The organism is Aeoliella sp. (assembly GCF_965227375.1).
In the GTDB taxonomy this organism is placed as follows: domain Bacteria; phylum Planctomycetota; class Planctomycetia; order Pirellulales; family Lacipirellulaceae; genus Aeoliella.
Genome location: NZ_CBDDFX010000002.1, coordinates 4,041,207 through 4,068,071 on the forward strand (window position 1 = coordinate 4,041,207; position 26,865 = coordinate 4,068,071).

A 26,865-nucleotide genomic window follows, 5' to 3' on the forward strand; every position below is an offset into this window, starting at 1 on the left:
GCCGGCTCGTCTCCGAGGCCGCAATCGCCGCATCGCCCATTGGTGGATCACCCGAGGACGGGAAAGCCCTGACTCGCTGGGACTCGGCGGCTTTCTCGAACCGCTTGCCGCCACTAGAATTACGGCTTTTCCCGCCCCCTGGTTCTGCAAGCAGTGGTGTCATGGCCGACGAATCCGACAATAACGACGAAAACCTCACCGATCCCCGCGCAGCGCGGCGCAAGAAGCTCCAGGCCATTCGATCCCTGGGGCTCGATCCCTGGGGAGGACGGTTCGAAGGCCATCAGTCGGTCGTGGCGATCCGTGAGCAGCTCGACCAGGTGGTTTACCGAACCGAGGACGGAAAAACCGTACCGCTGCCCGACTTCGACGCGCAGGGCGAGGACTTCAACTTCCGCCAGTGGAAGGCCGACCAAGGCAAGGGCGAACTCGTCGGGCCGAAGGTCCGCGCTGCCGGACGCATTGTGCTGCACCGCAATAAGGGAAAGCTGCACTTCATTGACCTGAAGGACATGACTGGCAAGATCCAGTTGATGGTTGGCCAGAAGCAGGTGGGTGACGACTGGAAAGTGGTCGAGCAAGTCGACCTGGGCGACATCATCGGCGTCGACGGAACCTTGACCGTCTCAAACACCGGCGAGGTGTCCATCAGCGCCGAGCGCGTGCACTTCCTCACCAAAACACTCGACCCGCCGCCCGAGAAGCATCACGGGCTGAACGACCCGGAACTCCGCCAGCGGATGCGGTACGTCGACCTGATCCACACCGACGGCGTGATGGACACCTTCCTCGCCCGCACGCGGATCGTCCGCAGCATTCGCGACACGCTGGCCGAGCGCGATTTCGTGGAAGTCGAAGGCCCGACACTGCACTCCATCGCCGGCGGCGCGGCGGCCCGGCCGTTCAACACCCACCACAATGCGCTCGACATCCCGCTGTTTTTGCGTATCGCGTTGGAGCTGCACCTCAAGCGATTGTTGGTCGGCGGCATCGAGCGTGTGTACGAACTGGGCCGCGTGTATCGCAACGAAGGCATCAGCCCCAAGCACAACCCCGAGTTCACCATGCTCGAGGTGTACGAAGCCTACGGCGACTACAACACGATGATGGACCTGACCGAAGCGTGCATCGTCAACGGGATTAGAGCAATGCGGAACTCGCACCCCCACCCCAGCCCTCCCCCAAAGGGGGAGGGAGCAATGTCTTCCCCTCCCACCTGCGGGGAGGGGCTAGGGGAGGGGGGAAATCTCGTGCTACCCTGGAAAGACACGACGATCGATTTCACGCCGCCGTTTGCGCGCAAGACGTACGACGAGTTGTTCGCCGAGCATACGGGCGTCGACCCGCACGACGCAGCGGGCGTTGCCGCGTTGGCGGAAGAGATTGGCTTCGAGACCAAGGGCCGGCACCCGGATGTGATCAAGAGCGACGTGTTCGAAGAGAAGGTGGAAGACGCCCTCGCCGGCCCTGTGTTTGTCACCGACTATCCGGCCAGCATTTGCCCGCTGACCAAGCGTAAGCGGGACAACCCCGAAGTGGCCGAGCGGTTCGAGCTGTTCATCGATGGCATGGAAGTGGCCAACGCCTATACCGAGTTGAACGATCCCGACCTGCAGGAAGAGTTGTTCAAGACACAGCTCGACGGACTGAGCGAAGAAGACTCCATGGCCAAGATGGATACCGACTTCATTCGCGCCCTGCGAAACGGCATGCCGCCCGCAGGCGGGCTCGGCATCGGCATCGACCGCCTGGTGATGCTGCTCACCAATTCGCAGAGCATTCGCGACGTGATCTTGTTCCCGCTGCTGCGGCCCGAAACTTCCTAGTCGAACCACGCATCATGGAAGATATCGGAAAACTCCTGCTGCGGGTGTCGCTGGGCGTGCTGATGCTGCCGCACGGCATGGCGAAGTTCAGCAACATGGTGCTGGACTACATGCAGGGCCAACTCGCCAAACAGGGCCTGCCGGAATTCTTGGCCTATGGCATTTACCTCGGTGAAGTGCTAGCACCGCTGCTGATGATCGTGGGCTACTATACCCGTCCTGCTGCGACGCTATACGCTGCGACCGTGGCGATTGTGATCTATCTGGCCCACCGTCACGAGTTGCTCGATATGCAGCAGTACGGCGGCCTGACGATTGAAGCGCAGTACTTGTTCCTGTTCGGCTCGATCGCCGTGGCGCTGCTCGGCGCTGGCAAGTATTCCATCAGCGGCGGCAAAGGCACGTGGGACTGAACGCCCAATTGCTAGCACGCCAAACCGCTATGGGCGCATGACACCGCTGGCTAGTATGCTGCGTGCCCCACCGGTTGCATGCACACGGATAGTGCACGTCTCGACTTCAGCCACGGACCTGGCGATGTATAAACTGCTCCTTTGCTGGCGGTACCTGCGAACGCGGTACATTGCGCTAGCTTCTATCGTTAGCGTTACCCTCGGTGTGGCCACCATGATTGTGGTCAACAGCGTAATGGACGGCTTTGCCCACGAAATGCAAGGGCGGATGAACGATGTGCTTTCCGACATCATCATCACCAGCCGCAGCATGGAAGGCATGGGCAACCCCGAGTGGCACATGAAGGAGATCCGCAAGGTGGTGGGCGATCAGGTGGTCGGCATGACCCCCACCGCCCAAATGCCCGCGGCGCTGGGCTATCACTTCCGCGGACAGTACTTCACGCGACAAGTAACTGTGATCGGCATCGACCCGGAAAGCTACTCCAGCGTGAGTAAATTCGGCTACTACCTGCAACACCCTGAACATCGCGAGAAGCTCGACTTCCAGCTCAAGGAGAAGGGCTACGACGTGATGGACCACCAGGCCGAGGACATGCGCAAGGTGCAACCTCGCGAGCAGATGGCAAACGCCGGCTGGGGGCATCGCCGCGCCAATGCGGAGTTCGAAAAACGCATCGCCCTGCAAGCACCCATCGAGCCGCAGGAAGAACCCGAAGCGGATAACAACAGCCCATTCCAGACCGCCTCGCCGGTACAAGAAGAGACATTCGACCCCGCTACCGAGCAGTTCACGGGCACCATCCTCGGCATCAGCTTGTGCAGCCACCGCACCGTTGATGGCAGCGACGTGTTCCAACTGCTGCCTGGCGACGACGTGGAGATCCACTTCCCAACGTCCGGTCGCCCGCCCGAGTTTCGCAGTTCGAAGCTTACGATTACCGACTTCTACGAGAGCAAGATGGCGCAGTACGACATGCAGTACGTGTTCATCCCGCTCCACGAATTCCAGCAGATGCGCGGCATGGTCGATCCGCAAAGCGGTATCCGCTACGTCAACGCCATTCAAATCAAGCTGGTCGAGGGCGCCGATCTGAACGCGGTCCGCGACAAACTCCGCGAACATTTCCAGCTTCATTTGTACGACGTGAGCACCTGGCGCGACATGGAAGGCCCGCTGTTGGCCGCCGTGCAGACCGAAACGCTGGTGCTAAACGTGCTGCTGTTCCTGATCATCGCGGTTGCCGGCTTCGGCATCCTGGCCATCTTCTTCATGATCGTGGTGGAGAAGACGCGGGACATTGGCATCCTGAAGAGCCTTGGCGCGTCGAGCGAAGGCGTGATGGGCATCTTTCTAACCTACGGCTTCAGCCTCGGCATTGTCGGCGCTGGCTTGGGCATCATCGGCGGACTGTTGTTCGTGAAGTACATCAACGAGATCGCCGACTTACTCGGACGAGTGACCGGCACGCCGGTGTTCGATCCGGCGGTGTACTACCTGTACAAGATTCCGACCATTGTCGAACCCTTCACCGTCGGCTGGATCGCGCTGGGCGCGATGCTCATTGCGGTGCTCGCCAGCGTGATGCCAGCCATACGCGCCGCGCGGATGCATCCGGTTCAGGCGCTACGGTTCGAGTAAGCGAGTCACGCGCCAAGCCGCCAGCGGTTACTTAAAATCAATTCCTGCAACCTAACGAACATCATGTCGACCGCCACCTACGAGTCGCTACTCTCCGCCCGCGGCGTCAAAAAAGTCTACCGCAAGGGAGAAGTCGCAGTGCCTGTTCTCAAGGGCGTCGACTTCAATGTAGCGCGCGGAGAACTGGTCTCTATCGTCGGACAGAGTGGAAGCGGCAAGAGCACGCTGCTGCACCTGTTGGGAACGCTCGACAAGCCTGACGCAGGCGAGATCTACTTCGATGGTCGGCGCACCGACAACCTCGGCGCTGCGGGACGCGATTTGCTGCGCAACCGTCACATCGGGTTGATCTTCCAATTCTACCACCTGCTGCCTGAGCTTACGACGATCGAGAACGTGCTCTCGCCAGTGATGATTCGGCACTCGGTGTGGAGCTACTGGTCGAAGCGCCGCGAGTACCAAGAACGGGCCAAGGAGCTTTTGGAAACCGTCGGGCTCGGCCACCGTTTGAACCACAAGCCGCGCGAGCTGTCGGGCGGCGAGATGCAGCGGACGGCCATCGCCAGGGCGCTGATCGCCGAACCGCAACTGCTGCTGGCCGACGAGCCGACTGGCAACCTCGACCGCCAGACCGGCGAGGAGATCCTCGACGTGCTTCGCCGGCTCAATACCGAGCGCGGCCTCACGATCGTGATGGTCACGCACGACCCCAACATCGCTGCCGGCGCCGACCGAACTGTCCACCTGGTGGAAGGTCGCGTGAAATCGGCCAATCAGGCCGCCGCGTAAGCGATTCATTCTGTAGTATGGCCGCGTGCGGCTGTACCTCTTCTCTTGCCCTTGGCGCCTCTGTGTGTACGGCCGAGGCGGCCATACTACCTTGGCAGCCTCTCAATCGCCGCCGCCCGATTTGCGGTTCCGCGCTCGCCGCGGTATCCTTGGTTAACTCCACGTCGAGCAAGCCATGGAACACGAAGAAGAACCCATCGTTAACCCATTCGCGTCGGCCACGTCCGAAGACTACATCGACAAGCTGGTGGCCGACAACCCGGCGGCACTCCAGCGGAAGTCGGCGGCGGGCTTGATACTATGGGTTGGTTGGCTTCTGGTGGTGCTCACCGCGATTGTTTGGTTGGTAGGATAACTTTGCCGGAAGCTGCCACAGCAGCGCCCGCCGTTTGGGAACATTGAATCGATATGCCAACCGCCGACGTGCAATCTCTGCTCGATCCGCAGCTCATGAGCCAGTTGGAGCGGATGGAACTAGTTTCACGAAAAATCTTTCGCGGCCGGATGAAGGGCGAGCGCAAGAGTAAACGGAAGGGGCAGAGCGTCGAATTCGCCGACTTTCGCAACTACGTGGCCGGCGACGACCTGCGCACGCTCGACTGGAACCTCTACGCCCGGCTCGACAAGCTGATCGTCAAGCTGTTCCTCGAAGAAGAAGACTTGCACTTCTTCACGCTGATCGACTCCAGCCCGTCGATGGGCTTCGGCGATCCCACCAAATTGCAGTACGCCAAACAACTGGCGGCCGCGCTGGGATTCATCGGCCTGATTCGCAGCGACCGCGTGGTGATCGAATCGCTGGGACAATCCGTCCACCAACGCGGCCCCGTGCTCCGCGGTCGCCGTAGCGTGTGGCGGATGCTCGATACGCTCAACGCCATGGAGCCCAACGAGACCGTTTCGCTGGTCGACGGGGTGAAACGCTTCTGCCTGCGGAATCAAGGCAAAGGAATCGTCGTACTGATTACCGACCTGATGGACAAGGAAGGCTACGAAGCGGCCCTGCGTTATCTGGTCGCCCGCCGAGTGGACGTGTACGTGATGCACGTGCTGAGCCAGGAAGAGATCGACCCTGACGTGAAGGGTGACCTGAAGCTCGTAGACTGCGAAGACCAGGACGCTGCCGAAATCACCGTGAGCGCACCGCTGTTGGCCCGCTACAAGAAGACACTCGACGCATTCACACGCGGCGCGCAAGACTTCTGTAGCCGCCGCGGCATGCACTACCTGCTAGCCCACAATCAATTGCCGGTGAAGGACTTGATGAGTAACTACTTGAGACGTCGAGGACTGATTCGGTAGAGATGTAGATGTAGGCCGTAACAAGCATAGCGCCGTTACGGCGAACAACCACGCAATCAAGGAACGGACAATGGGTGCTTGGGGAATGGGATCGTTTGAGAACGATGCCGCTTGCGACTGGGCATGCGACCTGGAAGACGCTGAGGACTTGAGTGTCGTCAGCGCTGCTTTCGAGGGAGTCTTCGAAGAAGATTACCTCGACAGCGACGAGGCTGCGTTTGCAATCGCCGCCTGTGAGGTACTGGCGGCATTGAAAGGGAATCCTATTACCAAGTACGAAGCCTACCCTACGGTGAACGACTGGGTGAAGGCGCACCCTCAATCGGTTCCGGCAGATTTGGTTTCCAAGGCCAATCTCGTGCTCGATCGTATCTTGGCGGCCGATTCGGAGATGAACGAACTGTGGGAAGAATCCGACAACTACGAGAGTTGGAAGTCGGCGGTCGACGACCTGCGAACGCGATTGAATACGTGAAATGCATCTATGTGCCGTAACGGCGCTAAGCTTGTTACGGCCTACTAGCCTACTGCTAACCACTCGGCAACATGTCCCTGTTCCGCAACGCACTCGAACCTTACGGCTTATGGGCACTGATGGCCCTGTTGCCGCTGGCGATTTTGGCGCTGTACTTCTTGAAGCTCAAGCGAGAGCCGATTGAAGTGCCGAGCACCTATCTGTGGCGGAAGAGCATCGAGGATTTGCATGTTAACAGCCTATGGCAGAAGCTGCGGCAGAGCTTGTTGCTGTTCTTGCAGTTGCTGCTTTTGGGGCTGGCGATCCTGGCGCTGTTGCGACCCGGGTGGAAAGGCGATCGGCTTGAGGGGCAGCGGATTATCTTTGCTATCGACAATTCGGCCAGCATGGGCGCGACCGACGTCGAGACCGAAAACCGCTTAGCCGAAGCCAAGAAGCATGTGATTCAACTGGTCGAGCAGATGGACTCTGACATGCTCGCCATGGTCATCAGCTTTAACGACGAAGCCCGGGTGGTGCAGAACTTCACGTCCAACCGCCGCAAGCTCCGCGAGGCGGTGGAGAAAATCGAGCTTACCGCCAACACCACCAATCTGCTGGGTGCGCTGCAACTGGCCGACGGGCTGGCAAACCCTGGGCAGGTGGTCGAGGCCGAGTCGAACGTGGCGATCGATGTCGGCACGGGCGAGAAAACTACGCTGTACATCTTTAGCGACGGGCGTTTCCAGGACGTGAAGGACTTTTCGCTGGGCAACCTCGAGCCGCAGTTCTTCATTCCCTTGGGGAAGAGCGAATCGGGCAACCTGGCGATCACTGCTTTCAGCACTCGCCGGAACGAGAACCGCGGCGACGAGCGACAGGCGTTTGCCCAGGTGAGTAACTACTCGGCCGACCCTCAGAAGGCAGTGGTCGAACTTTCGCACAATGGCCAGTTTCTCGACGCCCAGGAAGTGGAGATTCCCGCAGGCGAGGCCCGCGGCGTGACCTTCTCGCTGATCGGCGTCTCGTCGGGCAAGCTCGAAGCCAAGCTCGCCAGCTCCGCACTCACCGCGGTCGGCGACGCCCTGGCCGTGGACAATCACGCCTACGCGGCGGTGAACGACTCGGGCACCGGTCGCGTGTTGCTGGTGACGCCGGGCAACCGCCTACTGACCACCGCGCTGGCCACCGAGCGCATTCGCCGCTATGCCGAAGTGGAGATTGCCAATCCGGAAGTGCTAACCACCAAGGAACATCAAGAGCTCGCGGACAACGGCGCCTACGATTTAATTATCTATGATCAATGCGCGCCTGAGAAACGCATGCCCAGATCGAACACGCTGTTCATCGGCACCTTGCCACTCGATTGGCGAACCACCGCCCAACCGGAAGCGGCGAGCGAAGAAGAGACCGACGAAACAGAAGCCACTGGCGCGGGAGAGGAAGAGGCGCCTGAAGGCGACGAGGCTGCTGGAGACGCCGAAGGAGACGTTGTCGAAATCTCCCGCGTGAACAACCCGCAGATCATCGATCAGGCGCGCGAACATCCGCTTATGGCCTACGTGGAGTTGGGCGACATCTACATCCGTGCCAGCAATATCGTGCCGCCGGCGCTGGGCGGCCAGGTGCTGGTTGAGTCGACCAATGGCCCGATCGTATCGATTGCTCCAAGGGAAGGCTTCGAAGACGCCGTGCTAGGGTTCGAGGTTTCGATCTTCCAAGACGGCGGCGAGTACCCCAACACCAACTGGTATCGACGCTACAGTTTCCCCACGTTCCTCTTGAACACACTGAGTTACTTTGTCGGGCAGCGTCAGGACGGGCTCTACCGCACCAACCTGCCGGGCCGCTCGCTAGAGCTGCGGACCAAGTCGCTGGCCAAACAACTGACCGTCACTGGGCCGAATGGGATCAAGGAAGTCATCAAGCGAAACGCCGACGGATCGTATCTGTTCCACGACACCGACCAGCCAGGCTACTACGAGATTCTGGACGGCGAGCAGGTGGAGAACCGGTTTACGGTCAATCTGTTCGATGGCCAGGAAAGCGATGTGCGGATTGCCACTGCGCCGGACGACAATCCGGACGACAACGTCGAGTCGGCGGCCAGTTTGCACATCGGGCACGTGGAAGTTGCGGCCGAGTCCGCCCGACCCGCTCGAAAAGACCTGTGGCGGCCGCTGCTGTTGGTGGCCGTGGGCGTACTGCTTTTCGAGTGGTACATCTACAATCGCCGGGTCTATCTGTAGCGGCCAGGTTCCAGACCCGAAGGTCCTTGGATCGCGAATATTTGCGTCTTATGGGCCATTCGGCTAGAATGTGCCTCAAATCGACTGGTCGGTGCGCGACCGCCGCCGATCGGAGATTCCCACCTGCCAGCCTACCTCCCTTGGCCCAAGGTCACCCTCGGTTAGCATCCCACGATAGCCCCCGCTTCGTGGCTTTCCATCTTCAATCACCACCATACAGGCCCCTCCCTATGTCCAAGCCGAACAGCACGCCAGCGAACTCCGGGACCGATCGTCGCAAATTCATGGCCGGCACATCGCTCGCCGCCGCAGGCCTTGCTCTAGGCGCAAGCAAAATTGTCGGCGCCGCGCACCCCTTCGGCGACGAGACAATTCGTATCGGGTTGATTGGCACCGGCGGACGTGGCACGCAAGCCGTGACGCAAGCACTCCGCACCTCGGAGAACGTGAAGCTGGTGGCCGTTGCCGACGCGTTCCGCAATCGCATCGACGGGTGCATGAACGATCGCAGCCTGAAGGAACTCTCCGCACAGGTCGACGTTCCCGAAGAGCGCAAGTTCGTGGGCTTCGACGCCTACCAGAAGGTGATCGACTCGGACGTCGACATGGTGCTGCTGACCACCCCACCCGGCTTCCGTCCGATGCACTTCGAGGCGGCCGTGAAGGCGGGCAAGCACGTGTTTATGGAGAAGCCCGTGGCCGTCGACGCGCCAGGCATTCGCAAGGTGCTGGCCGCCGCGGAACTTTCCAAGGCCAAGGGCCTGGGCGTGGGCGTCGGCCTGCAACGGCGGCACGATCCGCTGTACATCGAAACGGTCCAGCGTATTCAAGATGGCGAACTGGGCGACATCGGCCTGACTCGCGTCTACTGGAATGGCGCCGGCGTGTGGGTCAAAGGCCGTGAGAGCAACGAAACCGAGATGCAGTACCAGATGCGAAACTGGTACTACTTCACCTGGATCTGCGGCGACCACATCGTCGAACAGCACATCCACAACCTGGATGTAAGCAACTGGGTGAAAGACATGGTGCCCGCTAAGGCACAAGGCATGGGCGGACGCGAAGTTCGCACCGGCAAGGATTATGGCCAGATCTTCGATCACCACATGGTCGAGTTCACCTACCCGGACGGCAGCACCATGCTGAGTTGCTGCCGCCACATTGGTGGGTGCTGGAACCAAGTCGAAGAGTATGTCCACGGCCCGAAAGGTTCGTCGCACGTTGGCCGCGGCCAACTCACCGGCACCGACGGCAAGACGAACTGGCGCTACAAGGGTCGCCGCGTGAACCCCTACCAACAGGAGCACGACGACCTGTTCGCCAGCATTCGCAGCGGCAATCCCATTAACGAAGCCGAGTATGGCGCCACCAGCACCATGACCTCCATCCTGGGGCGGATGGCGACTTACTCCGGCAAGGTGGTCACCTGGGAAGACGCTACCAATTCCCAGATCGACCTGTCGCCGGCCGAGTACTCGTGGGACGCCACCCCACCGGTGGTGCCCGACTCCACGGGCAACTACCCGATCCCCGTACCCGGCAAAACCGTTGTAGTTTAAGGCGAACTTGGAGCGTCCACACCAGGTCCTAAGGCAGGGCAATTGCTTTGCCGGCCAAGTGGACTAGGATATTACACGTGCGCAAAACTCGTGAGGGGATGTGGCGGAATTGGCAGACGCGCTGGATTTAGGTTCCAGTTCCTCCGGGAGTGCAGGTTCGACTCCTGTCATCCCCATTACGAGTTATCATCGAAAGATCCCACCCCAACGGCCGCCCATCGGGCGGCTGCCCACCCCTGATTCCCAAGAGGTAACATCTATGCGACGACTCTGTCTGACTATGCTGCTGATGTGTCTAGCGACGATGGCCACCAAACAGGCCAGCGCATTCGTCGAATTCCACAAAGAGTGGGTGAAGATGTACATCGACGACTCAGACGAGTCGGAGGAGATGAAGGAATACCAGAAGCTCGTGGCCAAAGGGAAGTACCGCTGCCTGGTTTGCCATCAAGGCAAGAAGAAGCAAAACCATAACGAGTATGGCAAGCACTTCATCGGCAAAATCGGCAAGGACGACAAGAAGGACACCGACAAGATCGTCGAAGCCCTGAAGGAAATCGGCAAGATGAAGTCGGATTCCGACGACGAGGATTCGGCCACCTACGATGAGCTGATTGAAGAGAAGAAATTCCCGGGTGGCGAACTGGAAGACTTGGAGAAGGAACCAGAGACGGAGGAAGAGACCGAGTAGTCGCTTCTGCACTGGTATCGATAAACGCTTCGCACACGAGCCTCGTCCCGACCGGGTCGAGGCTCGTTGCATTTTCAGCGGGACGCTGCGATGTCCGATCTGCCTACGGTGCTGGCTGTGGCCATTCCGCTGGCGCAAGGTCTGGCCGAGAAGGCGGCCATGGTCCGTACCGGCACCGACACCCGACGGCGTCAACCGGAGTGGACGTTCTACGCAGTGAACATCCCGTACTGGTTGTTGATCACGCTCGGCATCGCCGAACACTGGTCGCGCCCCACCCATCCAGGATGGCCGATGGTTCTCATCGGTGCCTCCTTGGCTGCCGCCGGTGTAGCGGTTCGCGTGGTGTGCCACTATCAACTCGCCGGTGGGTTTTCGCCGTTCGTCGAACTCGCACCAGAGCATCAATTGATCGACACCGGCCTGTACCGCCGGGTGCGGCATCCGATGTACCTTGGCACCCTGCTGATGCTCGTCGGCTTGCCTCTGCTGCTCGCCTCGCCGGTGGCGGGAGTTTGCGCCTCGGTGGCAACCGCTGGCCTCGTGTTGCGGATCTCGAAGGAAGAGCGACTGCTCCGCGCCGAGCTTCCCGGCTACGCGGAGTACATGCAGCACACTTGGCGGGTACTGCCGGGCATGTGGTAGCGACTCGCTCATAGCAACGCAAGCGGCACATTTTGCCGACGTAACTCTGCCGAGATCGGCAACCACTGCCGATCGCCGTGCTGGCTGCGGGCGTGAGCTAGCACGTCTAGCAAGTGCGGCTGTTTGTCGTTTTCTCTTGGCAATTCGCCACTTACGACGATTCTCAAAAACTCTTCTTCCGTTTGGCACGCCGGCTGCTTAACAGGCGTGGCACGTCCAAAGGGGGGCATGACGCTAGCAGTGTAGATAGTCATGCCATACGGAATGTACATGTCGGCCGAAGGCGCCCAAGTCCAGCAGCAACGGCTGGAGGTGATCGCCAATAACCTGGCCAACGTCAACACGGTGGGCTTCAAGCCCGACGTGGCGAGCTTCCAGTCGCGCCTGTCAGAAGCCATCCAGCAGGGCGACGCCTACGAAGGCGATCGCTCCGACGATAACGTCGGCGGCGGCGTGAACGTGTTCGACACCACCACCGACTTCACTGCCGGCCGGCTCCAAACTACAGGCGCCGCGTTGGACATGGCCGTGATTGGCGAGGGCTTCTTCGAGGTACAGGACCAAGGCGGTCAGCGACTGCTTACGCGGGCGGGCAACTTCTCGATCGATAGCCAGAATCGCCTGGTCACGCAGAACGGCATGCTAGTGCTCGACAGCGGCGGCAGCGAAATCACGATCGACCCGCAGCTTCCCTACGAGATTTCGGCGACCGGCATCCTGTCGCAAGAGGGTTCTCAGGTGCCCATTGGCATCGTGGCGCCCCAGTCGCTCGGCGACCTGGTGAAAGTGGGCAACAACCTGTTTCAGCCGCTCGCGCCGGTCAATCAAATGGAAATCGGCCGGCGAGAGATTCGCTCCGGGGTCCTCGAGATGTCCGGCACCCAGTCGGTTCGCCAAATGACCGACATGATCGAAACCCAACGCGCCTTTGAGGCCAACGTTCGCATCATTCAAAGCCAAGACAGCATGTCCGGCAACTTAATCGGCCGAGTGCTGCAGGCGTAGTGACCAATCCAATCTATCGCACACCAAACTCCTCACCCCCTAACGAATCATGAGTGTTCAAACCCTCTACACGGCCGCCACTGGCATGGAAGCGCTCGAGACCAAGCTCGACGTGATTGCCAACAACATGGCCAACGTCAACACGACCGCTTTCAAGAGAGATCGGGCGAACTTCGAAGACCTCTTCTACCGGCAGATTCGTGCACCCGGTGCGGAGAACGCCGACGGCAGCCGCGCTCCAACCGGTATTGAGGTGGGTCTGGGCGTTCGCGTCTCCAGCACCCAAAGCAACCAAGTCCAAGGAGCGTTTCAAACCACCGAGAAACCACTGGATGTCGCCATCGAAGGCGCCGGCTTCTTCCAGGTACAGAACCCCAATGGCGGCGACCCGTTCTACACTCGGGCGGGGAATTTCAACGTGAACGCCGATGGCGAACTGGTGCTTGGTTCAGCCAACACCGGCTATCGCATCCAACCCTCGATCAACATCCCGCCCGATGCGGTCGAGATTCTGATTTCCAGCGACGGAGTCGTGCAGTATCGCACCGCTGGCACCACCGAGTTGCAGCAGGGCGAGCAGATTCAAATCGCTACGTTCATCAACCCCGAAGGCCTGATGAAGCTGGGCGACAATCTGTACAGCAAGACGGTTGCCTCTGGAGATGAGCAGATCGGCAATCCCGGCGACCCTGGCTACGGGCAGCTTCGCCAAGGCTTCCTCGAGGCCTCGAATGTCGAGCCGGTCACCGAACTGATCGACCTGATCACCACCCAACGAGCCTTCGAGCTAAACAGCCAGGTGGTCCAGGCGGGCGACCAGATCATGCAGGTCGTGGCCAACATTCGTCGATAGTCCCCCCAGCAAACTCTAACTCCTGAAGCGGTATCGTGAATCTCCAACTGACAACCAAGTTGATCGCCCTGGCAACCTTCATCGCGATGATGGTCGATGGCAGCCGCGCGCTTGCAGCCGACATCGTGCTCCGCGAAAAGGTGACGCCGGTTAAGTCGGTCATCTCGCTGGGCGACATCGCCGACATCCGCGGCGCCAGCGAGGCCCAGCAGCAGCGTCTGGCACTGGTGCCGCTGTGGGTGGCCCCACCAGTTGGAGAGAAGCGTTTTGTAACAACCGAGCAGGTTCGCGAAGTGCTCAAGAGCCGAGGCTACGCAGCCACTGCCCTGAATGTCTACGGCGCGCCGCGCGTGGCCATCGGCTGGGACGACAAGCCTCGGAGCGAGCAGGCCGAGGTCGATCAGCCCACAGCCGAACCGAGCCCAATCGCGAGCAACTCGATGGGCTTTCGCGTGCCATCGACGGTAGGTCCGCTGGATGCAGTTCCGACCGCCACTCGCCGCGACCCGTTGTTCCTTTCGGCCGAGCAGCAGGACCAATTCACCGATCAGGTACGCGACGCTGTGGTGCGGTACCTGGAGGATCAAACTGGTAAGATCGGCCTGGTGGACGTCGAGTTCAAGTTGCCTCGTCGCCACGGCGAGTTGCTCGCCAAGCAGCAGGGCGAAGTCGTGGCCAGTGGTGGCCGCAGCCCTTGGTTCGGTCGGCAGTTGCTCGAGCTTTCGTTCGACAGCGAGAAGGGAACGCTGAAGTTGCCCCTCAACGTAACCGTGTACGATCAAACCCCCGTACTCGTCGCCAAGCGGCCGCTGGCTCGCGGTCAGTTGATCACAGCCGCCGACGTGGCCATCGAAACTCCTCCGCATGACGCTCGCGTTTCGTCCAATCACACCATGATCTACTCGCTGGAGGAAGCCTTGGGCCACGAAGCCGCCCGGGCGATTCGCGAGGGCGATGTGGTGACGGATGAAATGTGCCTGCCGCCGCTGATGATCTCCCGCAACGAGATCGTCGAGGTTGTCTCGGCTAGCGGCGGGATCTCGATTCGCCGCCAAGTGAAAGCCCTGTCGGATGCCCGCCAAGGCGAAGTGACCGAAGTGCAACTGCTCGATTCCCGCGAGCGACTGGTCGCCCGCGTGGTGGGTCCCGGTCAACTGGCCACACTGGGCAGCACGCTCGCCACACCGCAAAGCGGCAAGCAACGTTCCGCCACGAGCTTCCGCTAGGCCATCCATACTTATCGTTTCCACGCTAACACCTTCGATCGTACCATGACCAAACTCTCCACAACTACTGTCCTGACGCTGCTGGCGACGCCGCTGCTAATGCTGGCGCTGTCGGGGACGATTGCGGCGCAGGAAGGCAGCTTGCTGAGCAACCAGGCCAATGTGAAAGCCGACGACGGCAGCCTGCTTCCCGCTGGCCCATTGTCGCTCGAAACCGCCTCGTTCCTGTTTCAGCCGGTGCCCCCCGAAGCTCAGCGCGAGGTGCGAAAGAACGACAAGATCATCGTGATCGTCGACTACCGCACCGCGATGTACAGCGACGGGTCTGCCCAGAGCCGAAAAACCTCGAACTACAACGCCGCCCTGTTGGACTGGATTGGATGGGATGGCCGTGACATCTTCGCTGCTCCCCAGTCGCGAGGCGATCCAACCATCTCCGGCAGACTGAACAGCCAAACTCGCGCGCAAACCGAGTTGGAACTCGAAGATTCGTTGACGTTCAAAATCGCCGCCACCGTAGTCGACATTCGCCCCAACGGCGACCTGGTGATCGAAGCCCACCGTCAGGTCCGCAACAACGAAGAAGTTTGGATGCAGTCGCTCCGCGGCGTGGTCGCTCGCCAGTTTGTGAATCCCGACCGTACGGTCCGCAGCGACGCCATCGCCGAACTGGCGATCGACAAGCGTGAGATGGGCCAAGTGCGCGACGGCACGAATCGTGGCTGGCTCAGCCGCTTGTATGGTAAGTACAAGCCGTTTTAAACCGTTCGTTGCTTTTGTTTTTCAGTCTTCCGCAATTCCTTCCATCACGAGTGAGTCCCCAGGATGGCCTTCCCTCGACTTTACCACCGAACGCTTTTGCTGTTTGTCAGCGTGCTGTCGCTGTCGTTCGCCACGACTTCGATGGCCGAGACGGAACTGCGGAACATCTGCCGCCTGAAGGGCCAGGAAGAGAACATGCTCACCGGCCTCGGGCTGGTGGTGGGACTCAACGGCACGGGCGAAGCCGGCGACCGCGCCACGATGGAGGCCATCGCCCGGGTGATGGAGTTGCTCGGCAGCCCGGTGGACTCCGCCAGCGGTTACCTGGACGACCGGGCGATCAACGAACTGAAGAAGATCAAGAACGCCTCGCTGGTGATCGTGCGGGCCACGGTGCCGGCTACCGGGGCACGTCGCGGTGAGAAACTCGATTGCACCGTTTCGGCCCTCAACGGCAAGAGCCTGTATGGCGGCCAGTTGGCGTTCGCCGCATTGCAGGGTCCCAACCCTAAGGACGGACAGGTTTTTGCGCTTTGCTCGGGTTCGATCCACGTCGAGAACGTGGACGTTCCCACGGTGGGCTTCGTTCACAATGGCTGCCAAATGGAAGAGGACGTACGCACGCCGTTCTACCTGGAGCGCAACGGTGCGAAGTACATCACCCTGGTGCTCGACCGCAATCACGCCAGCTTTCACACGGCCGCCAACATTGCCACGCGAATCCGCGAGGACTACTCAGGCTACTACACCTCGAATGCCGAATTGGCAGCCACCAACGATGGCTACGACGATCAGTTTGTGCGAGCCATCGACGCCACGAACATCGAGGTCCGCGTCCCTGAGACCTATCTGAGCCAACCCGTGCAGTTCGCCTATGAACTGTTGGAAAAGAAGATCAGCGAAGAAGACGCCGAAGCCCGCGTGGTGATCAACAAGCGTACCGGCACCGTGGTCATCAGCGGCGACGTCCGCATTGGCGACGTGGTCGTGGTGCACAACAACATCGTGGTCGAAGCGGGCACGGCCGTCGAGTTCACCCAACTGGTCGACAGCAATTCGGTGAATCCCAGTTTGCAGCGGCTGGTCACTCAGCTCAACATGCTGAAAGTCAGCGAGGAAGACGTCATCGAGATCATTCAACGGATCGCCGTGGCAGGCAAGCTGCACGGCAAGCTGATTATCGAGTAGCCGACTCCACCGGTCGCCATCCAAGGAACCTCCGCCGTGCAAATCGCCACCCCCTCCACTCACGCCAGTTACGAACTGCCCCAGGTGCCGGCAGCTGCGGAGTCGCTGCGCTCGGCGAGCACCTCGAAGTCGGTGGAAAACGCCCAGCAGGTGCACGATGCCTTCACGAAGTTCGTCGGCGAGACGTTCTTCGGCCAGATGATGAAGTCGATGCGGTCGACGGTCGAAAAGCCCGCCTACTTTCACGGCGGTCGCGGCGAAGAGGTTTTTCAAAGCCAGCTAGACCAGCAACTCGCTCAGGAATTTGCCCAGCAGTCGGGCGACCGGTTTGCTGAACCGATCTTCGAACATCAATTCCCCGAGCACGCCCGCGTGCTTCGCGAAGCACGCGAGGCTGCCCAGGCTGCATCACTCGAAGATTTGAACGGACTACGACGCTACTAATCAACACGGCCGCCGGTGCGAATCGGCGAGCGACCTACTTATGCAACTTTTCACACCAGCCGCCGGTATGTCTGAACAAGCCACCATGCAGCCGACAACCTCCTCCACCACCAATTGGGAGGTGCGCATCGGAGAGTTGCTCACCAAGCTATCCACCGTGCAGGGCGACCTGCTGGCGCTGTTGGGCGAGAAACGCGACTCGCTGGCTGCCGGCCAGTACGATCAGCTTGAAGCATTCACCACCCGCGAGGCGGAACTGGTAGCGCGGCTCGAGCAGTGCCACGCGGAGCGCGAACAACTGCTAAGCGAAGCCCGCAACGAAGGGTTGCCCGCCGGCAGCGTTAGCTCGCTTACGCAAGCATTGCCAGCGAGCGAACGCGGCGCGTTGGAAACCTCTGTCGAGCAAGCCCGCAAGCAAAGCCGATTATTACAGCATCACAGCCTGACCAACTGGGTGGTGGTGCAGCGAACGTTGATTCACTTGTCGCAGATGATCGAGATCATCGCCACTGGCGGACGCATGAAACCGACCTATGGCTCGAGCGCCCACGCCAATAGCAGCGGGGCGCTGGTCGATCAAGAAGCGTGATGGAAACTCAAGAGACGAACAACGACAAGCCATCCGACGAGGCGTAGCTCGTCGGCTATCGGGCTACTCCCATACTCCCATACTCCCTTACTCCCTTACTCCCTTACTTCCTTACTCACCTACTCCTTACTCCTTACTAACCCACAACCATGTCGCTCTTCGGTTCCCTACAAATGGCCAGCAACACCCTGCAAGCGATGCAGGTGGGGTTGCATGTGGTGGGCAACAACATTGCCAACGCCAATACGCCGGGGTTCATCCGCGAAGAGGTGGTGTACGCCCCCGCGCCGGTGCAGAAGAAGGGCGAGTTGGTGCTCGGCCTGGGCGTGGTGGTCGAGGGTATTGTCCAGAAGGTCGACAAGTTCCTGCAGGAACGACTTCGCAACTCGGGCAGCGATCGATCGAACGCCGAGGTGCAGGAGAAAGCCTACGCCGATCTCGAGCAGATTATCGGCGAACTGTCCGACTCCGACCTCAGCACTTCGTTCACCAACTTCTTTGGAGCGGTCTCCGAGGTACTCACCGTGCCGGACGACCTTTCCTACCGCAACCTGGCGGTGCTTGCGGGGCAGAACCTCGTGCGCGACTTTAATCGCTTTGCATCGCGGGCCGAAGACCTGCACGAACGACTCGACGTGCGTGTGAACGAGGTGGCGGGCGAGATTAACCATCTATCTGAGGAGATTCGCAAGCTCAACCTCGAGATTGTCGCCATCGAAGGGGGCGGCGTCTCGGGTAGCGACGCTGGGGGGCTGCGCACCCAACGCGACAACGCCGTGGCCGCCCTCGCCGAAGTGGCCGACATTCGAGTGGTCGAGCAGCCCACGGGATCGCTCACCGTGACGATCGGGGGCGAGTTCCTCGTGACCGACGCCGTGCGCCGCGAGGTGTACGCCGACGATGGAACCACCGCTGGGCGAAACACTTCGACCATTCGTTTTTCCAATACCAACTCGGAACTGGACGTGAGCGCCGGCGAGCTGCGCGGGCTGTACGCCGCGCGCGACGAGATCACCGGCGGCGTGCTCTCCGACCTCGACGAGCTGGCCGGCACGCTGGCGTTCGAGTTCAACAAGCTGTACTCGCAAGGCCAAGGCCTGGAAGGATTCAGCAGCGTTACCAGCGTCGACTCGGTGCTGAGCACCTCGGCGGCACTCGATGAGGCAGGGCTGTCTTTCACGCCGGTCAACGGTGCGTTCGACATCCTGGTTCGCAATACGAACACGACCGCGGTGGTCACGAAGACCATTCGGGTCGACCTCAACGGGCTGGACGACGATACGTCCCTGGAGGACCTCGCGGCTGATATCTCCGCCGTGGCCGGCATCAGCGCTTCGATCACACCAAGCGGCGGGCTGACCATTGCTAGCGATGCGCAGAACACCGAGTTCGCCTTCTCCGGCGATACCAGCGGCGTGCTAGCAGCGTTGGGAATCAACACGTTCTTCACTGGTACGTCCGCCGCTACGATGGGCGTCAACCAACAGCTCGACGGCATCGACAACGCCAAGCTGTTCGCCGCCAGCCTGGGAGGAATTGGCGAAGACGCCCAGAACACCGAACGTCTGGTGGAGTTCTATACTCGATCGCTCGACTCGTTGGGCGGGGCCAGTTTGTCCGATAAGTACAGTCAGCTGGCCAACGGCATCGCGCAAGGCTCCGCCGCTGCCCAATCTGTCGCCGAAGGTTTCAGAACCTTCGAGGCGACCTTGGAAGGCGAGTTGCAGGCGCTCAGTGCGGTGAATATCGACGAAGAGGCGGTGAAAATGATCTCGCTGCAACGAAGCTACCAGGCTTCCGCGCGGTACATCCAGACCATCTCCGAGTTGCTCGACACGCTGGTGAATTTGTAGGTAGCTGAGTAGGTGAGTATGTGAGTATGTGAGTATGTGAGTAAGTGGACCCTACATGGGCCAAATAGCCGACGAGCTACGGCTCGTCGGAATTGAGAATTTCACAGTTCAATTTCATCGCTGATCAATGGCAATTCTTCCCATACCGACGACGCGGGTGAGTGACCTGCTGGCGACGCGCCGTATCACTCAACAGGTCCAGTCGGATCAGTTGGACCTGCTGCGCGCTCAGACGCAGATATCCACGGGGCGGCGGATCATCTCGCCGAGCGACGACGCTCCCGCCTCGCTGCGAGCAATGAACCTGCAACGGATCCTGGAACGCAAGCTACAAACCCAGACGAGCTTGCGGGACAGCGTGCTGTTCCTGAGCGAAGCGGAAAAGTCCGTCAACGAAGTCTCCAATATCCTGAACAGTATCAAATCCGAAGCCCTGGCGGTCGATTCCACGTTGACCACCGAGGAAGAGCGGCTGTCGGTGGTGCGCCTGATCGATCGCGCCATGGAGCAACTGGTCAACATCGGCAACAGCCAGTTCCGTGATAGGTATCTGTTCGCCGGATCGCGTTCGCAATCGCAACCCTACGACTACGACGACACCTTCATCTCCTACAACGGCAACGAGGACCACCTCCGCAGTTTTGTCGACGTCGGTTTTCTGTACGAAACGAACATCCCCGGTAGCGAAGTGTTCGGCGGCATTAGCGAGCAGGTGCTCGGGTCGGTCGACCTGAATCCCCAGGTCACGCGCGACACCCAGGTGCAGCACCTCAATGGCGGCGCCGGAATCAGTTCCGGGGCGGTGGAGATTTTCTACGTCAACGCTTCGAATCAGGCCACCTCGTCGGTGGTCGACTTGTCCAACGCGGCCACCATCGACGACGTCGCTCGCTACCTGCAAAGCGGCGTGCCCGAAGGCTCCAACATTACGGTCGAGGTCACCGGCACCGGGCTGCAGCTTTCGACGGCCACTGGCGCCGAAGGCGTGTTCGTTCGCGAAGTGGGCGAGGGTCGTGTGGCGCACGACCTGGGCATTCGCAGCTCGACGCCTCAGTCCACGCTCACCGGCGACGACGTCACGCCAGCGGTACTCAAGACCACGCGTCTTGAGGACCTGCTCGGCACCAAGGCGCAGACCTCGGTCACCTCCGCGGGCGATAACAACGACTTCTTCGTCACGGCCACGCAAAACGGCGCCGCTGCCGGGACCGACCCGCTGAATGGCGTGACCATTCAGTTCCTGGACGGTGCAACCGCCGGTAGCGAGTTGGCCACGTATGATGACGTCGCCGGAACACTCACGGTAACGATCGAGGCGGGCGTTTCGACAGCGGCCCAAGTGGTCGACGCGATCAACGCGGAGGCCAACGGACTGTTTAGCGCCGAGGTGGACTACCGCGACTCGACTTCTTCGACCTCGGCGGGGCTCGGCGTCGTGGCGCTGAGCTCGACGGCGGTAACTGCCGGAGGCAGTGGCGACGTGCTCGACCAGACATCGGGCCTGATGGTCACCAATGGCGATCAGAGCGTGACCGTCGACATCAGCACGGCCGAAACGGTCGAAGAATTGCTGAACATCCTCAACCAGGACGATCTCGGTCTGCAGGTAGAGATCAACGAGGCGGGCACCGGCATCAACATCCGTTCGCGGCTAAGCGGCGCCGACCTGACGATCGGCGAAGTGGCCGGCGGGCAGACCGCCACCCAACTGGGCGTCCGCACGTTGACGGGAGCCACGCTACTGGAAGACTTCAACCGCGGTGGGGGCGTGCCTAACGGACTTGGCCAATGGGCCAGCAGTACTAACGAAGGGCTCGAAATCACCGTCAACGACGTTGCCAACGTCGACAACGACGGCACCAGCTTTTTTGTCGATCTCACCGGCGCAATCACCGTCGACGATGTCATCAACTTGATTAACAACCATACTGACAATACGTCCCTTGTTACCGCCGACCTGGCCCCTGACGGAAACGGTATTCGACTCACCGACATCAGTGGCTTGCCCAACGACCTGACAGTCCGCTCACAAGGAACCTATAACGCCGCTGAGTTATTGGGATTCGTCGCCGAAGGCGAGAGCGAAGCTCGAAGCAGCACCGGAACTCTGGTATCCGAAGATCGACACACGTTGGAAACCGATAGCGTGTTCAACACGCTGCTCCGCTTGCGCGAAGCCCTGGTCGACGAGAACTACACTGCCATCGGGCGAGAGATCAACCAGATCGAAACCGACCTGGACCGAGTGAACTTCGCCCGCAGCGAATTGGGCGCACGGCTGCAGAGCCTCGAAACGCTGCAGTATCGTCACGAAGACGAAGAGGTGGCGCTCCGCAGTGCGCTGTCGAACGAGATCGATGTCGACCTGACCGAAGCCATCTCCGACTTCACCGCACGGCAGTACGCACTGCAGGCTTCGTTGCAAGTGGCGGGCAACATGCTGCAAATGTCGCTGCTAAACTTCATCTAGTGCCATGCCAACTCGTGAACCTGGGGTGCTAGCAGGCGGCGACTTCTACTTTACCCAGGTCCACCTGCGCCGATTTTTGTGATTCGTTCTGCTGTAGCGGCCGATGGTGTTAGCAGGCGCCGGTAGACCGCGCGCGGACCTTGATGCCGCTACCCGCATCTGTATTTGGAGTAGGCGATGTACGTGATGACCACCCGCTTTGGCAATGTGCCGATCGAACCTTCGGATGTTCTGCGTTTCGAGCAGGGCTTAATCGGAATGGAGATGTGTCGCGAGTGGGTACTACTGGCGGACGACTCGAACAGCGCGCTGGCGTGGCTTCAATCGCTCGACCGGCCCGAAGTGGCGCTGGCCGTGGTCAGCCCTCGGCGGTTTGTGCGAGACTACCAGGTCCGCATCAGCAGCCGCGACATCGCACCGCTGGGCCCCGAGGCCTCCAAGGCGTTGCAGGTGCTGGCGATTCTCAATCGTCACCAGGACACGCTGACACTTAACCTGAAGGCGCCGATTGTGATCAATCTGTCGACCAATCGGGGACGTCAGGTCGTGGCCAAGAACGATCACGAAGTGCAGTACGTGCTGGGCGCCACCATCCCCATGCGTCGCAGCGCCTAGGACTTGCCGCACGCGGCGAAGGCCAGCTGTATCGAGGGCAGCGATTCTTCCTTCGTGTTTGGCGGTGGGCACTGCATAATCCCTACCTCAAAGGGGTGATTGCAGTTTTCGTTGCCGGGCATCCGAAGAAGCATGACAGACACCCATAAGTAGTGAAAGCGACGTCGCGTGCCAAACGCCAGTTTGGCAACTGGCGATTGCAGAAGCCGCATTCGACGATTTGGGTGTTCGACCCGTACCATCCGCCCTCACACGACAGCAGACCTGCCACCGCAGGCAAGCGGCCGCCAACCGCCAAGGAGTTCCAACATGTTGGTCCTATCACGACAGCGCGACGAAAGCATTATTATCGGCGACAACGTGGTAGTTACCATTGTCGACGTGCGAGGCGACAAGGTACGGCTGGGTATCGAAGCTCCCATCGAGATCCCGGTACACCGACAAGAGGTGTACGAGGCCATCCAGCGAGAGAACCGCAAAGCGGCAGAAATGAAGCCAGAAGATACCGAAGGCCTGCCGAAGCAACCGTAGTAGCGGTTCCTGCCTCCTCTTGGACTGCGGCTACTACCTATTTATATAGTCGGCTATAAACACTATATAAATATAAATGGGTCGCTGATCTTGAAGTTGCCGCAAGGGCAAATACCTCTCTTCTCAACTAGGTTTTACGCCAATCTTCCGCTGGCGACTCTGACATTTGCCAGCCAGTAGGTGCTCTCTACGCAACCTGCATCCGCTCCTGCTAGCACGCGCGCGAAGGTGTGACGCTTGTACCGGTTACGCGATCGGTCATGCACATGAAAGATCGAAAACAGGGGCATGCCGCGTAAAGCCCCCAAATTGTCAGGCCGATAGCTTTGTGTAGACGGTAAGGTCGTGCCGAACCGTCGCTGGCCGTGGCATTGCAAGTGCGTGAGGCGGCTAACAGCTATGTGAAGAAAAGTCGACATTTTTCTCCACACACGCACTGAACGCAACCTAGTGTTGCACAGCAAGCCGACATGTAGGCCGACTTGCGATACCGACTAGAGAGACAGGCCGGGGCGTTCACTCCCCATCCAACGTCCAGTCCGGTCATATTTCAGAACAATTTTGTTTGTTTAAGGGGTGTTTGCAATGACTCGAATTAACACCAACGTGAGCTCGCTCGTCGGCCGCAATAACCTGAACCGGGCCAACGCGAGCTTGTCTCAAGCTCTTACCCGCCTGAGCACAGGTCTTCGGATCAACACTGGTAAGGACGACCCGGCCGGTTTGATCGCTAGCGAAAACCTGCGTAGCGACATCACCTCCATCAAGCGTGCGATCAGCAACACCGATCGTGCCAACCAGGTGATCGCCACGGCCGACAGTGCTCTGGGCCAGGTCTCCTCGCTGCTGAACGATATTCGCGGTCTGGTAACCGAGTCGGCCAACGCCGGTGCTCTCTCGGATGAGCAGATTGCTGCTAACCAGTTGCAGGTCGACTCTTCTTTGGAAGCGTTGAACCGCATCGCCCAAACCACTACGTTCCAAGGCCGCCGTCTGCTCGACGGTAGCTTGAGCTTCCTCACCGACGCCGGTGCTGAGTTCACCCGCCTGTCGAACCTGCAAATCGACCAGGCCAACCTGGGTGCCACTGGCGAAGTGGGAGTCGAGATCAACGTTACGGCCGCTGCCACGCAAGCTTCGGTAGCCGTCGACAACTTGCCGGACGTCACGCCAACCGCAACCGCCAGCGTCGACTTCGACGTTGTCACCACCGCAGGCGTGGGTGCTTCGGCCACCGGTGTTTCGTTCACCGCGATTACCGCCGACACTGGTCAAGGTACTGCCACGCTGGGCCTCACTTCGCAGGCTTCGGGTACTTTCACCATCGGAACTGAATCGGTTACCATTGGTGCAGTGGCTGGTGGCTCCTTTGACGGCGCCCTTGGCAACGGTGCGATCACCGCCATCAATGTCGACGTCGACCAGGCTAGTGCCACTGCTGGTAACGATGTAACTGTTGACCTTACAGGTACCACGCTAACGCTGACCTTCGACGCCGACGCGATCACTGTCGACGACGTGATCAACGCCATCAACAACAATGGCTCGACGGGTAACGTCGGTACCATTTCTTACACCGGTTCCATCGCAGCCAGCGACTTCACCAGTAGCACAGCTGGTCCTGGTACAACCGCCATCGCTGCCGACGAAACTGGCGTCACGCCCGACACTGCTCTGGCTGGCGGTGGCACCGAAACGCTCACGCTGGTGGCTTTGGAAGACACCGACGCCGATGGCGCCGAGATCTCCTCGGGCACGGCTCCGACGATCGTGTTCACGAGCAATGCTGCTGCCGATTCGGCCGATTACGATGAGTCGACCAACCAGTTGAACGTGAACATCAACAGCGGCGACACTTCGGATCGGACCTTCCAGGACCTAGCCGACTTGATCGTCGCTTCGGGCGAATTCTCGGTCAACGGTTCCACCACTACCCCAACGCTGACCAACGGCTCGTTCGTACTGGGTGGTGCTGGTGCGGGTGTCGATACCAACACGGGTGCTTTGACCGTGACCGTGGATGGTACCGACGCGACCACCACGGCTGTGACCATCGACATCCAAGCCCTGGCCTCAGAAGGCACCGATGGCGAGATCGACATCGACTTCGTCGAAGCTTCCTTGGGTGCGAGTGCCGGTGCCGTGCAGATCATCGGCAACGCCACAAGTGGCTACACTGCCCAGATCAACACCGACAATGCCGGTGGTGTGACCATCGAGCAGATTGAAACCGCTCTGGAGACTATCTCTGAGGTCGATTCGGTAACAATCACCGCCGGTGCTGGTGCGACATTCAACGCTCACGACGTCGCCGCGATCAACGAGTTACCCACCACCACCACTTCGCTGTCGGGTGGTGTGGACGAAGTGGTCACGACCTCCACAATTGACCTGGTCACCGCCGTAGGCGTAACTGGTGACATCGACATCGACTTCTCCGAAGTCAACCTCTCGGGCACCGGCACCAACGTGGTCGACAATGGTAGCGGCAGCTATACCGTTCAGATCGACAACTCGGTTGGCGTAGCGGTAGACGACATTCGCGCAGCCATCGCGACAATTGCTGAAATTGGCTCGGCGACATTTGCCTCGGGATCGCCCACCACGACGACGTACAATGCCGCCAACGACACGGAGCCGACGGCTTTAAACATCGTGGGCGTCGGTTCGGCCGCCGCCACAAATGGTATCGACCAGGACGTTGTGCTCCAACTGGCCGGTTCCACCGGTGCAGAGGTGTTGAGCTTTGAGGCCGGCACTTCGCTCGAGTTGCTCGTAAACGGCATCAACGCGGTGAGCGACGCCACGGGCGTGACCGCCGAGGCTAATGGCACAAACGACGGTTTGGTATTCACCTCCAGCGGCTACGGTAGCGGCGCCATCGTCGATGTCGACATCATCGAAGAAGACGCCAGCGGTGCGTTCACGGCTGCTTTGGATCAAGGAGCTCGTGCAATTGGTTCGGACATCGTCGCCACAGTCAACGGTATTACCGCTACCGGCGACGGCAATCGTCTGTCGATCAACACGGCTACGCTCGACCTGTCGACTAGCGTCGAAACCGACTTTGTCGGTGCGATCGAGTTCGACATCACCGGAGGTGGTGCCCTGTTCCAACTGGGTCCCGACGTTGTGTCGAACCAGCAGGCACGTCTGGGTATCACCAGTGTGAACACTGCGGCCTTGGGTGGTGCGAGCGGTCGACTGTACCAGCTCGGCACCGGTGGCTCTTCGCAGCTGTCGGGCGACACCACGGCAGCTGCTCAGATCGTTGGTGAAGCGATCGACCAGATCACTTCGCTTCGCGGTCGACTGGGTGCGTTCCAGCGTACGACGCTCGAGACGAACAAGAACGCCTTGAACGACACGCTGACCAACCTGACCGAGGCCGAAAGCACGGTCCGCGACGCTGACTTCGCCGCGGAAACCGCCGAGCTGACTCGGTCGCAGATTCTGGTCCAGTCGGGTACGCGAGTCCTCGCGATCTCGAACCAGAACCCGCAAAACGTGTTGGCCCTCTTGGGTTAAGCGAAGAGCGACAACTGAAATCCGATACACCGGTCCGGTTCGCAAGAGCCGGACCGGTTTCGTTATGGAGGATCGCAATTCCCACAAGTGACAGCATTCACTCTCCGCGGCGGCGGCTTCCAGTTCAGATTGGCCACTTGCCTGGTCGATAATATCGTTAGAGTTACGCGCGCGGCGGCGATGCATGCACTGCGCGCACGTGGGTGAGCTACCCTTGGGCGTCGACTGTCG

At 60.2% G+C, this 26,865-nt stretch carries 23 protein-coding genes and 1 tRNA gene; all 24 read left to right on the plus strand.

The features are described 5' to 3' along the window. The first annotated feature begins 161 nt into the window (after positions 1 to 161). The 24 genes from lysS to ACQK2L_RS28930 all read left to right on the plus strand — a co-directional run bounded on the left by lysS (position 162) and on the right by ACQK2L_RS28930 (position 26,634). Entirely contained in the window at positions 162 to 1,826 is a 1,665-nt protein-coding gene (lysS, locus tag ACQK2L_RS28815) for a lysine--tRNA ligase (RefSeq protein ID WP_425400507.1), read from the plus strand. Between the two features lie 14 nt (positions 1,827 to 1,840). Then, on the plus strand, positions 1,841 to 2,239 hold the full coding sequence (locus ACQK2L_RS28820; RefSeq protein ID WP_425400508.1) for a DoxX family protein: 399 nt from the start codon (positions 1,841 to 1,843) through the stop codon (positions 2,237 to 2,239). A 124-nt stretch (positions 2,240 to 2,363) separates the two neighbouring features. Next, the gene (locus ACQK2L_RS28825) at positions 2,364 to 3,881 is read left to right on the plus strand and encodes an ABC transporter permease (protein WP_425400509.1); all 1,518 of its coding nucleotides are present in this window, start codon (positions 2,364 to 2,366) and stop codon (positions 3,879 to 3,881) included. A 63-nt stretch (positions 3,882 to 3,944) separates the two neighbouring features. Continuing rightward, complete coding sequence (locus tag ACQK2L_RS28830; protein WP_425400510.1) at positions 3,945 to 4,670, plus strand: ABC transporter ATP-binding protein; 726 nt, start codon at positions 3,945 to 3,947, stop codon at positions 4,668 to 4,670. A 175-nt stretch (positions 4,671 to 4,845) separates the two neighbouring features. Beyond that, positions 4,846 to 5,025, plus strand: coding sequence for a hypothetical protein (locus ACQK2L_RS28835; RefSeq protein WP_425400511.1), 180 nt, complete (start codon positions 4,846 to 4,848; stop codon positions 5,023 to 5,025). A gap of 53 nt (positions 5,026 to 5,078) precedes the next feature. Then, the gene (locus ACQK2L_RS28840) at positions 5,079 to 5,972 is read left to right on the plus strand and encodes a DUF58 domain-containing protein (protein WP_425400512.1); all 894 of its coding nucleotides are present in this window, start codon (positions 5,079 to 5,081) and stop codon (positions 5,970 to 5,972) included. A gap of 70 nt (positions 5,973 to 6,042) precedes the next feature. Beyond that, positions 6,043 to 6,447 carry a DUF4259 domain-containing protein gene (locus tag ACQK2L_RS28845; RefSeq protein ID WP_425400513.1) on the plus strand — a complete coding sequence of 135 codons (405 nt, stop codon included), beginning with the start codon at positions 6,043 to 6,045 and terminating at the stop codon, positions 6,445 to 6,447. Between the two features lie 71 nt (positions 6,448 to 6,518). Further along, a complete protein-coding gene (locus ACQK2L_RS28850) occupies positions 6,519 to 8,675 on the plus strand; it encodes a vWA domain-containing protein (RefSeq protein WP_425400514.1) in 2,157 nt (718 codons plus the stop codon). A gap of 230 nt (positions 8,676 to 8,905) precedes the next feature. After that, complete coding sequence (locus tag ACQK2L_RS28855) at positions 8,906 to 10,234, plus strand: Gfo/Idh/MocA family protein (RefSeq protein ID WP_425400515.1); 1,329 nt, start codon at positions 8,906 to 8,908, stop codon at positions 10,232 to 10,234. A 94-nt stretch (positions 10,235 to 10,328) separates the two neighbouring features. Then, positions 10,329 to 10,410 (plus strand) — tRNA-Leu (locus tag ACQK2L_RS28860). A gap of 83 nt (positions 10,411 to 10,493) precedes the next feature. Further along, positions 10,494 to 10,925 (plus strand): hypothetical protein, encoded by a 432-nt coding sequence (locus ACQK2L_RS28865; RefSeq protein WP_425400516.1) that lies wholly within the window; start codon positions 10,494 to 10,496, stop codon positions 10,923 to 10,925. Positions 10,926 to 11,015: 90 nt separating this feature from the next. Next, positions 11,016 to 11,570, plus strand: coding sequence for a methyltransferase family protein (locus ACQK2L_RS28870; protein WP_425400517.1), 555 nt, complete (start codon positions 11,016 to 11,018; stop codon positions 11,568 to 11,570). Between the two features lie 252 nt (positions 11,571 to 11,822). Further along, on the plus strand, positions 11,823 to 12,575 hold the full coding sequence (locus ACQK2L_RS28875) for a flagellar hook-basal body protein (protein ID WP_425400518.1): 753 nt from the start codon (positions 11,823 to 11,825) through the stop codon (positions 12,573 to 12,575). A 49-nt stretch (positions 12,576 to 12,624) separates the two neighbouring features. Beyond that, entirely contained in the window at positions 12,625 to 13,428 is an 804-nt protein-coding gene (gene flgG, locus ACQK2L_RS28880) for a flagellar basal-body rod protein FlgG (RefSeq protein ID WP_425400519.1), read from the plus strand. Positions 13,429 to 13,463: 35 nt separating this feature from the next. Then, on the plus strand, positions 13,464 to 14,654 hold the full coding sequence (gene flgA, locus ACQK2L_RS28885; protein WP_425400520.1) for a flagellar basal body P-ring formation chaperone FlgA: 1,191 nt from the start codon (positions 13,464 to 13,466) through the stop codon (positions 14,652 to 14,654). 45 nt (positions 14,655 to 14,699) lie between these two features. Beyond that, complete coding sequence (locus ACQK2L_RS28890; RefSeq protein ID WP_425400521.1) at positions 14,700 to 15,416, plus strand: flagellar basal body L-ring protein FlgH; 717 nt, start codon at positions 14,700 to 14,702, stop codon at positions 15,414 to 15,416. 63 nt (positions 15,417 to 15,479) lie between these two features. Continuing rightward, positions 15,480 to 16,604 carry a flagellar basal body P-ring protein FlgI gene (locus ACQK2L_RS28895; protein ID WP_425400522.1) on the plus strand — a complete coding sequence of 375 codons (1,125 nt, stop codon included), beginning with the start codon at positions 15,480 to 15,482 and terminating at the stop codon, positions 16,602 to 16,604. A 36-nt stretch (positions 16,605 to 16,640) separates the two neighbouring features. Beyond that, a complete protein-coding gene (locus tag ACQK2L_RS28900; RefSeq protein WP_425400523.1) occupies positions 16,641 to 17,048 on the plus strand; it encodes a rod-binding protein in 408 nt (135 codons plus the stop codon). Positions 17,049 to 17,115: 67 nt separating this feature from the next. Further along, positions 17,116 to 17,637: a flagellar export chaperone FlgN gene (flgN, locus tag ACQK2L_RS28905; RefSeq protein WP_425400524.1), complete on the plus strand. Its 522-nt coding sequence runs from the start codon at positions 17,116 to 17,118 to the stop codon at positions 17,635 to 17,637. A gap of 149 nt (positions 17,638 to 17,786) precedes the next feature. Beyond that, positions 17,787 to 19,490 carry a flagellar hook-associated protein FlgK gene (gene flgK, locus ACQK2L_RS28910; protein ID WP_425400525.1) on the plus strand — a complete coding sequence of 568 codons (1,704 nt, stop codon included), beginning with the start codon at positions 17,787 to 17,789 and terminating at the stop codon, positions 19,488 to 19,490. 127 nt (positions 19,491 to 19,617) lie between these two features. Further along, entirely contained in the window at positions 19,618 to 21,960 is a 2,343-nt protein-coding gene (locus ACQK2L_RS28915) for a hypothetical protein (protein ID WP_425400526.1), read from the plus strand. A 186-nt stretch (positions 21,961 to 22,146) separates the two neighbouring features. Continuing rightward, positions 22,147 to 22,575, plus strand: coding sequence for a flagellar assembly protein FliW (gene fliW, locus ACQK2L_RS28920; RefSeq protein ID WP_425400527.1), 429 nt, complete (start codon positions 22,147 to 22,149; stop codon positions 22,573 to 22,575). A 309-nt stretch (positions 22,576 to 22,884) separates the two neighbouring features. Further along, a complete protein-coding gene (gene csrA, locus ACQK2L_RS28925) occupies positions 22,885 to 23,106 on the plus strand; it encodes a carbon storage regulator CsrA (protein WP_425400528.1) in 222 nt (73 codons plus the stop codon). Between the two features lie 585 nt (positions 23,107 to 23,691). Then, positions 23,692 to 26,634, plus strand: a complete 2,943-nt coding sequence (locus tag ACQK2L_RS28930; protein ID WP_425400529.1) for a flagellin — start codon at positions 23,692 to 23,694, stop codon at positions 26,632 to 26,634. Positions 26,635 to 26,865 lie beyond the last annotated feature (231 nt).

Bases quoted from the DNA above. Each gene is read 5' to 3' on its own strand.
- lysS (WP_425400507.1), top strand. From the start codon at position 162: ATGGCCGACGAATCCGACAATAACGACGAAAACCTCACCGATCCCCGC.
- ACQK2L_RS28820 (WP_425400508.1), top strand. From the start codon at position 1,841: ATGGAAGATATCGGAAAACTCCTGCTGCGGGTGTCGCTGGGCGTGCTG.
- ACQK2L_RS28825 (WP_425400509.1), top strand. From the start codon at position 2,364: ATGTATAAACTGCTCCTTTGCTGGCGGTACCTGCGAACGCGGTACATT.
- ACQK2L_RS28830 (WP_425400510.1), top strand. From the start codon at position 3,945: ATGTCGACCGCCACCTACGAGTCGCTACTCTCCGCCCGCGGCGTCAAA.
- ACQK2L_RS28835 (WP_425400511.1), top strand. From the start codon at position 4,846: ATGGAACACGAAGAAGAACCCATCGTTAACCCATTCGCGTCGGCCACG.
- ACQK2L_RS28840 (WP_425400512.1), top strand. From the start codon at position 5,079: ATGCCAACCGCCGACGTGCAATCTCTGCTCGATCCGCAGCTCATGAGC.
- ACQK2L_RS28845 (WP_425400513.1), top strand. From the start codon at position 6,043: ATGGGTGCTTGGGGAATGGGATCGTTTGAGAACGATGCCGCTTGCGAC.
- ACQK2L_RS28850 (WP_425400514.1), top strand. From the start codon at position 6,519: ATGTCCCTGTTCCGCAACGCACTCGAACCTTACGGCTTATGGGCACTG.
- ACQK2L_RS28855 (WP_425400515.1), top strand. From the start codon at position 8,906: ATGTCCAAGCCGAACAGCACGCCAGCGAACTCCGGGACCGATCGTCGC.
- ACQK2L_RS28865 (WP_425400516.1), top strand. From the start codon at position 10,494: ATGCGACGACTCTGTCTGACTATGCTGCTGATGTGTCTAGCGACGATG.
- ACQK2L_RS28870 (WP_425400517.1), top strand. From the start codon at position 11,016: ATGTCCGATCTGCCTACGGTGCTGGCTGTGGCCATTCCGCTGGCGCAA.
- ACQK2L_RS28875 (WP_425400518.1), top strand. From the start codon at position 11,823: ATGCCATACGGAATGTACATGTCGGCCGAAGGCGCCCAAGTCCAGCAG.
- flgG (WP_425400519.1), top strand. From the start codon at position 12,625: ATGAGTGTTCAAACCCTCTACACGGCCGCCACTGGCATGGAAGCGCTC.
- ACQK2L_RS28890 (WP_425400521.1), top strand. From the start codon at position 14,700: ATGACCAAACTCTCCACAACTACTGTCCTGACGCTGCTGGCGACGCCG.
- ACQK2L_RS28895 (WP_425400522.1), top strand. From the start codon at position 15,480: ATGGCCTTCCCTCGACTTTACCACCGAACGCTTTTGCTGTTTGTCAGC.
- flgN (WP_425400524.1), top strand. From the start codon at position 17,116: ATGTCTGAACAAGCCACCATGCAGCCGACAACCTCCTCCACCACCAAT.
- flgK (WP_425400525.1), top strand. From the start codon at position 17,787: ATGTCGCTCTTCGGTTCCCTACAAATGGCCAGCAACACCCTGCAAGCG.
- ACQK2L_RS28915 (WP_425400526.1), top strand. From the start codon at position 19,618: ATGGCAATTCTTCCCATACCGACGACGCGGGTGAGTGACCTGCTGGCG.
- fliW (WP_425400527.1), top strand. From the start codon at position 22,147: ATGACCACCCGCTTTGGCAATGTGCCGATCGAACCTTCGGATGTTCTG.
- csrA (WP_425400528.1), top strand. From the start codon at position 22,885: ATGTTGGTCCTATCACGACAGCGCGACGAAAGCATTATTATCGGCGAC.
- ACQK2L_RS28930 (WP_425400529.1), top strand. From the start codon at position 23,692: ATGACTCGAATTAACACCAACGTGAGCTCGCTCGTCGGCCGCAATAAC.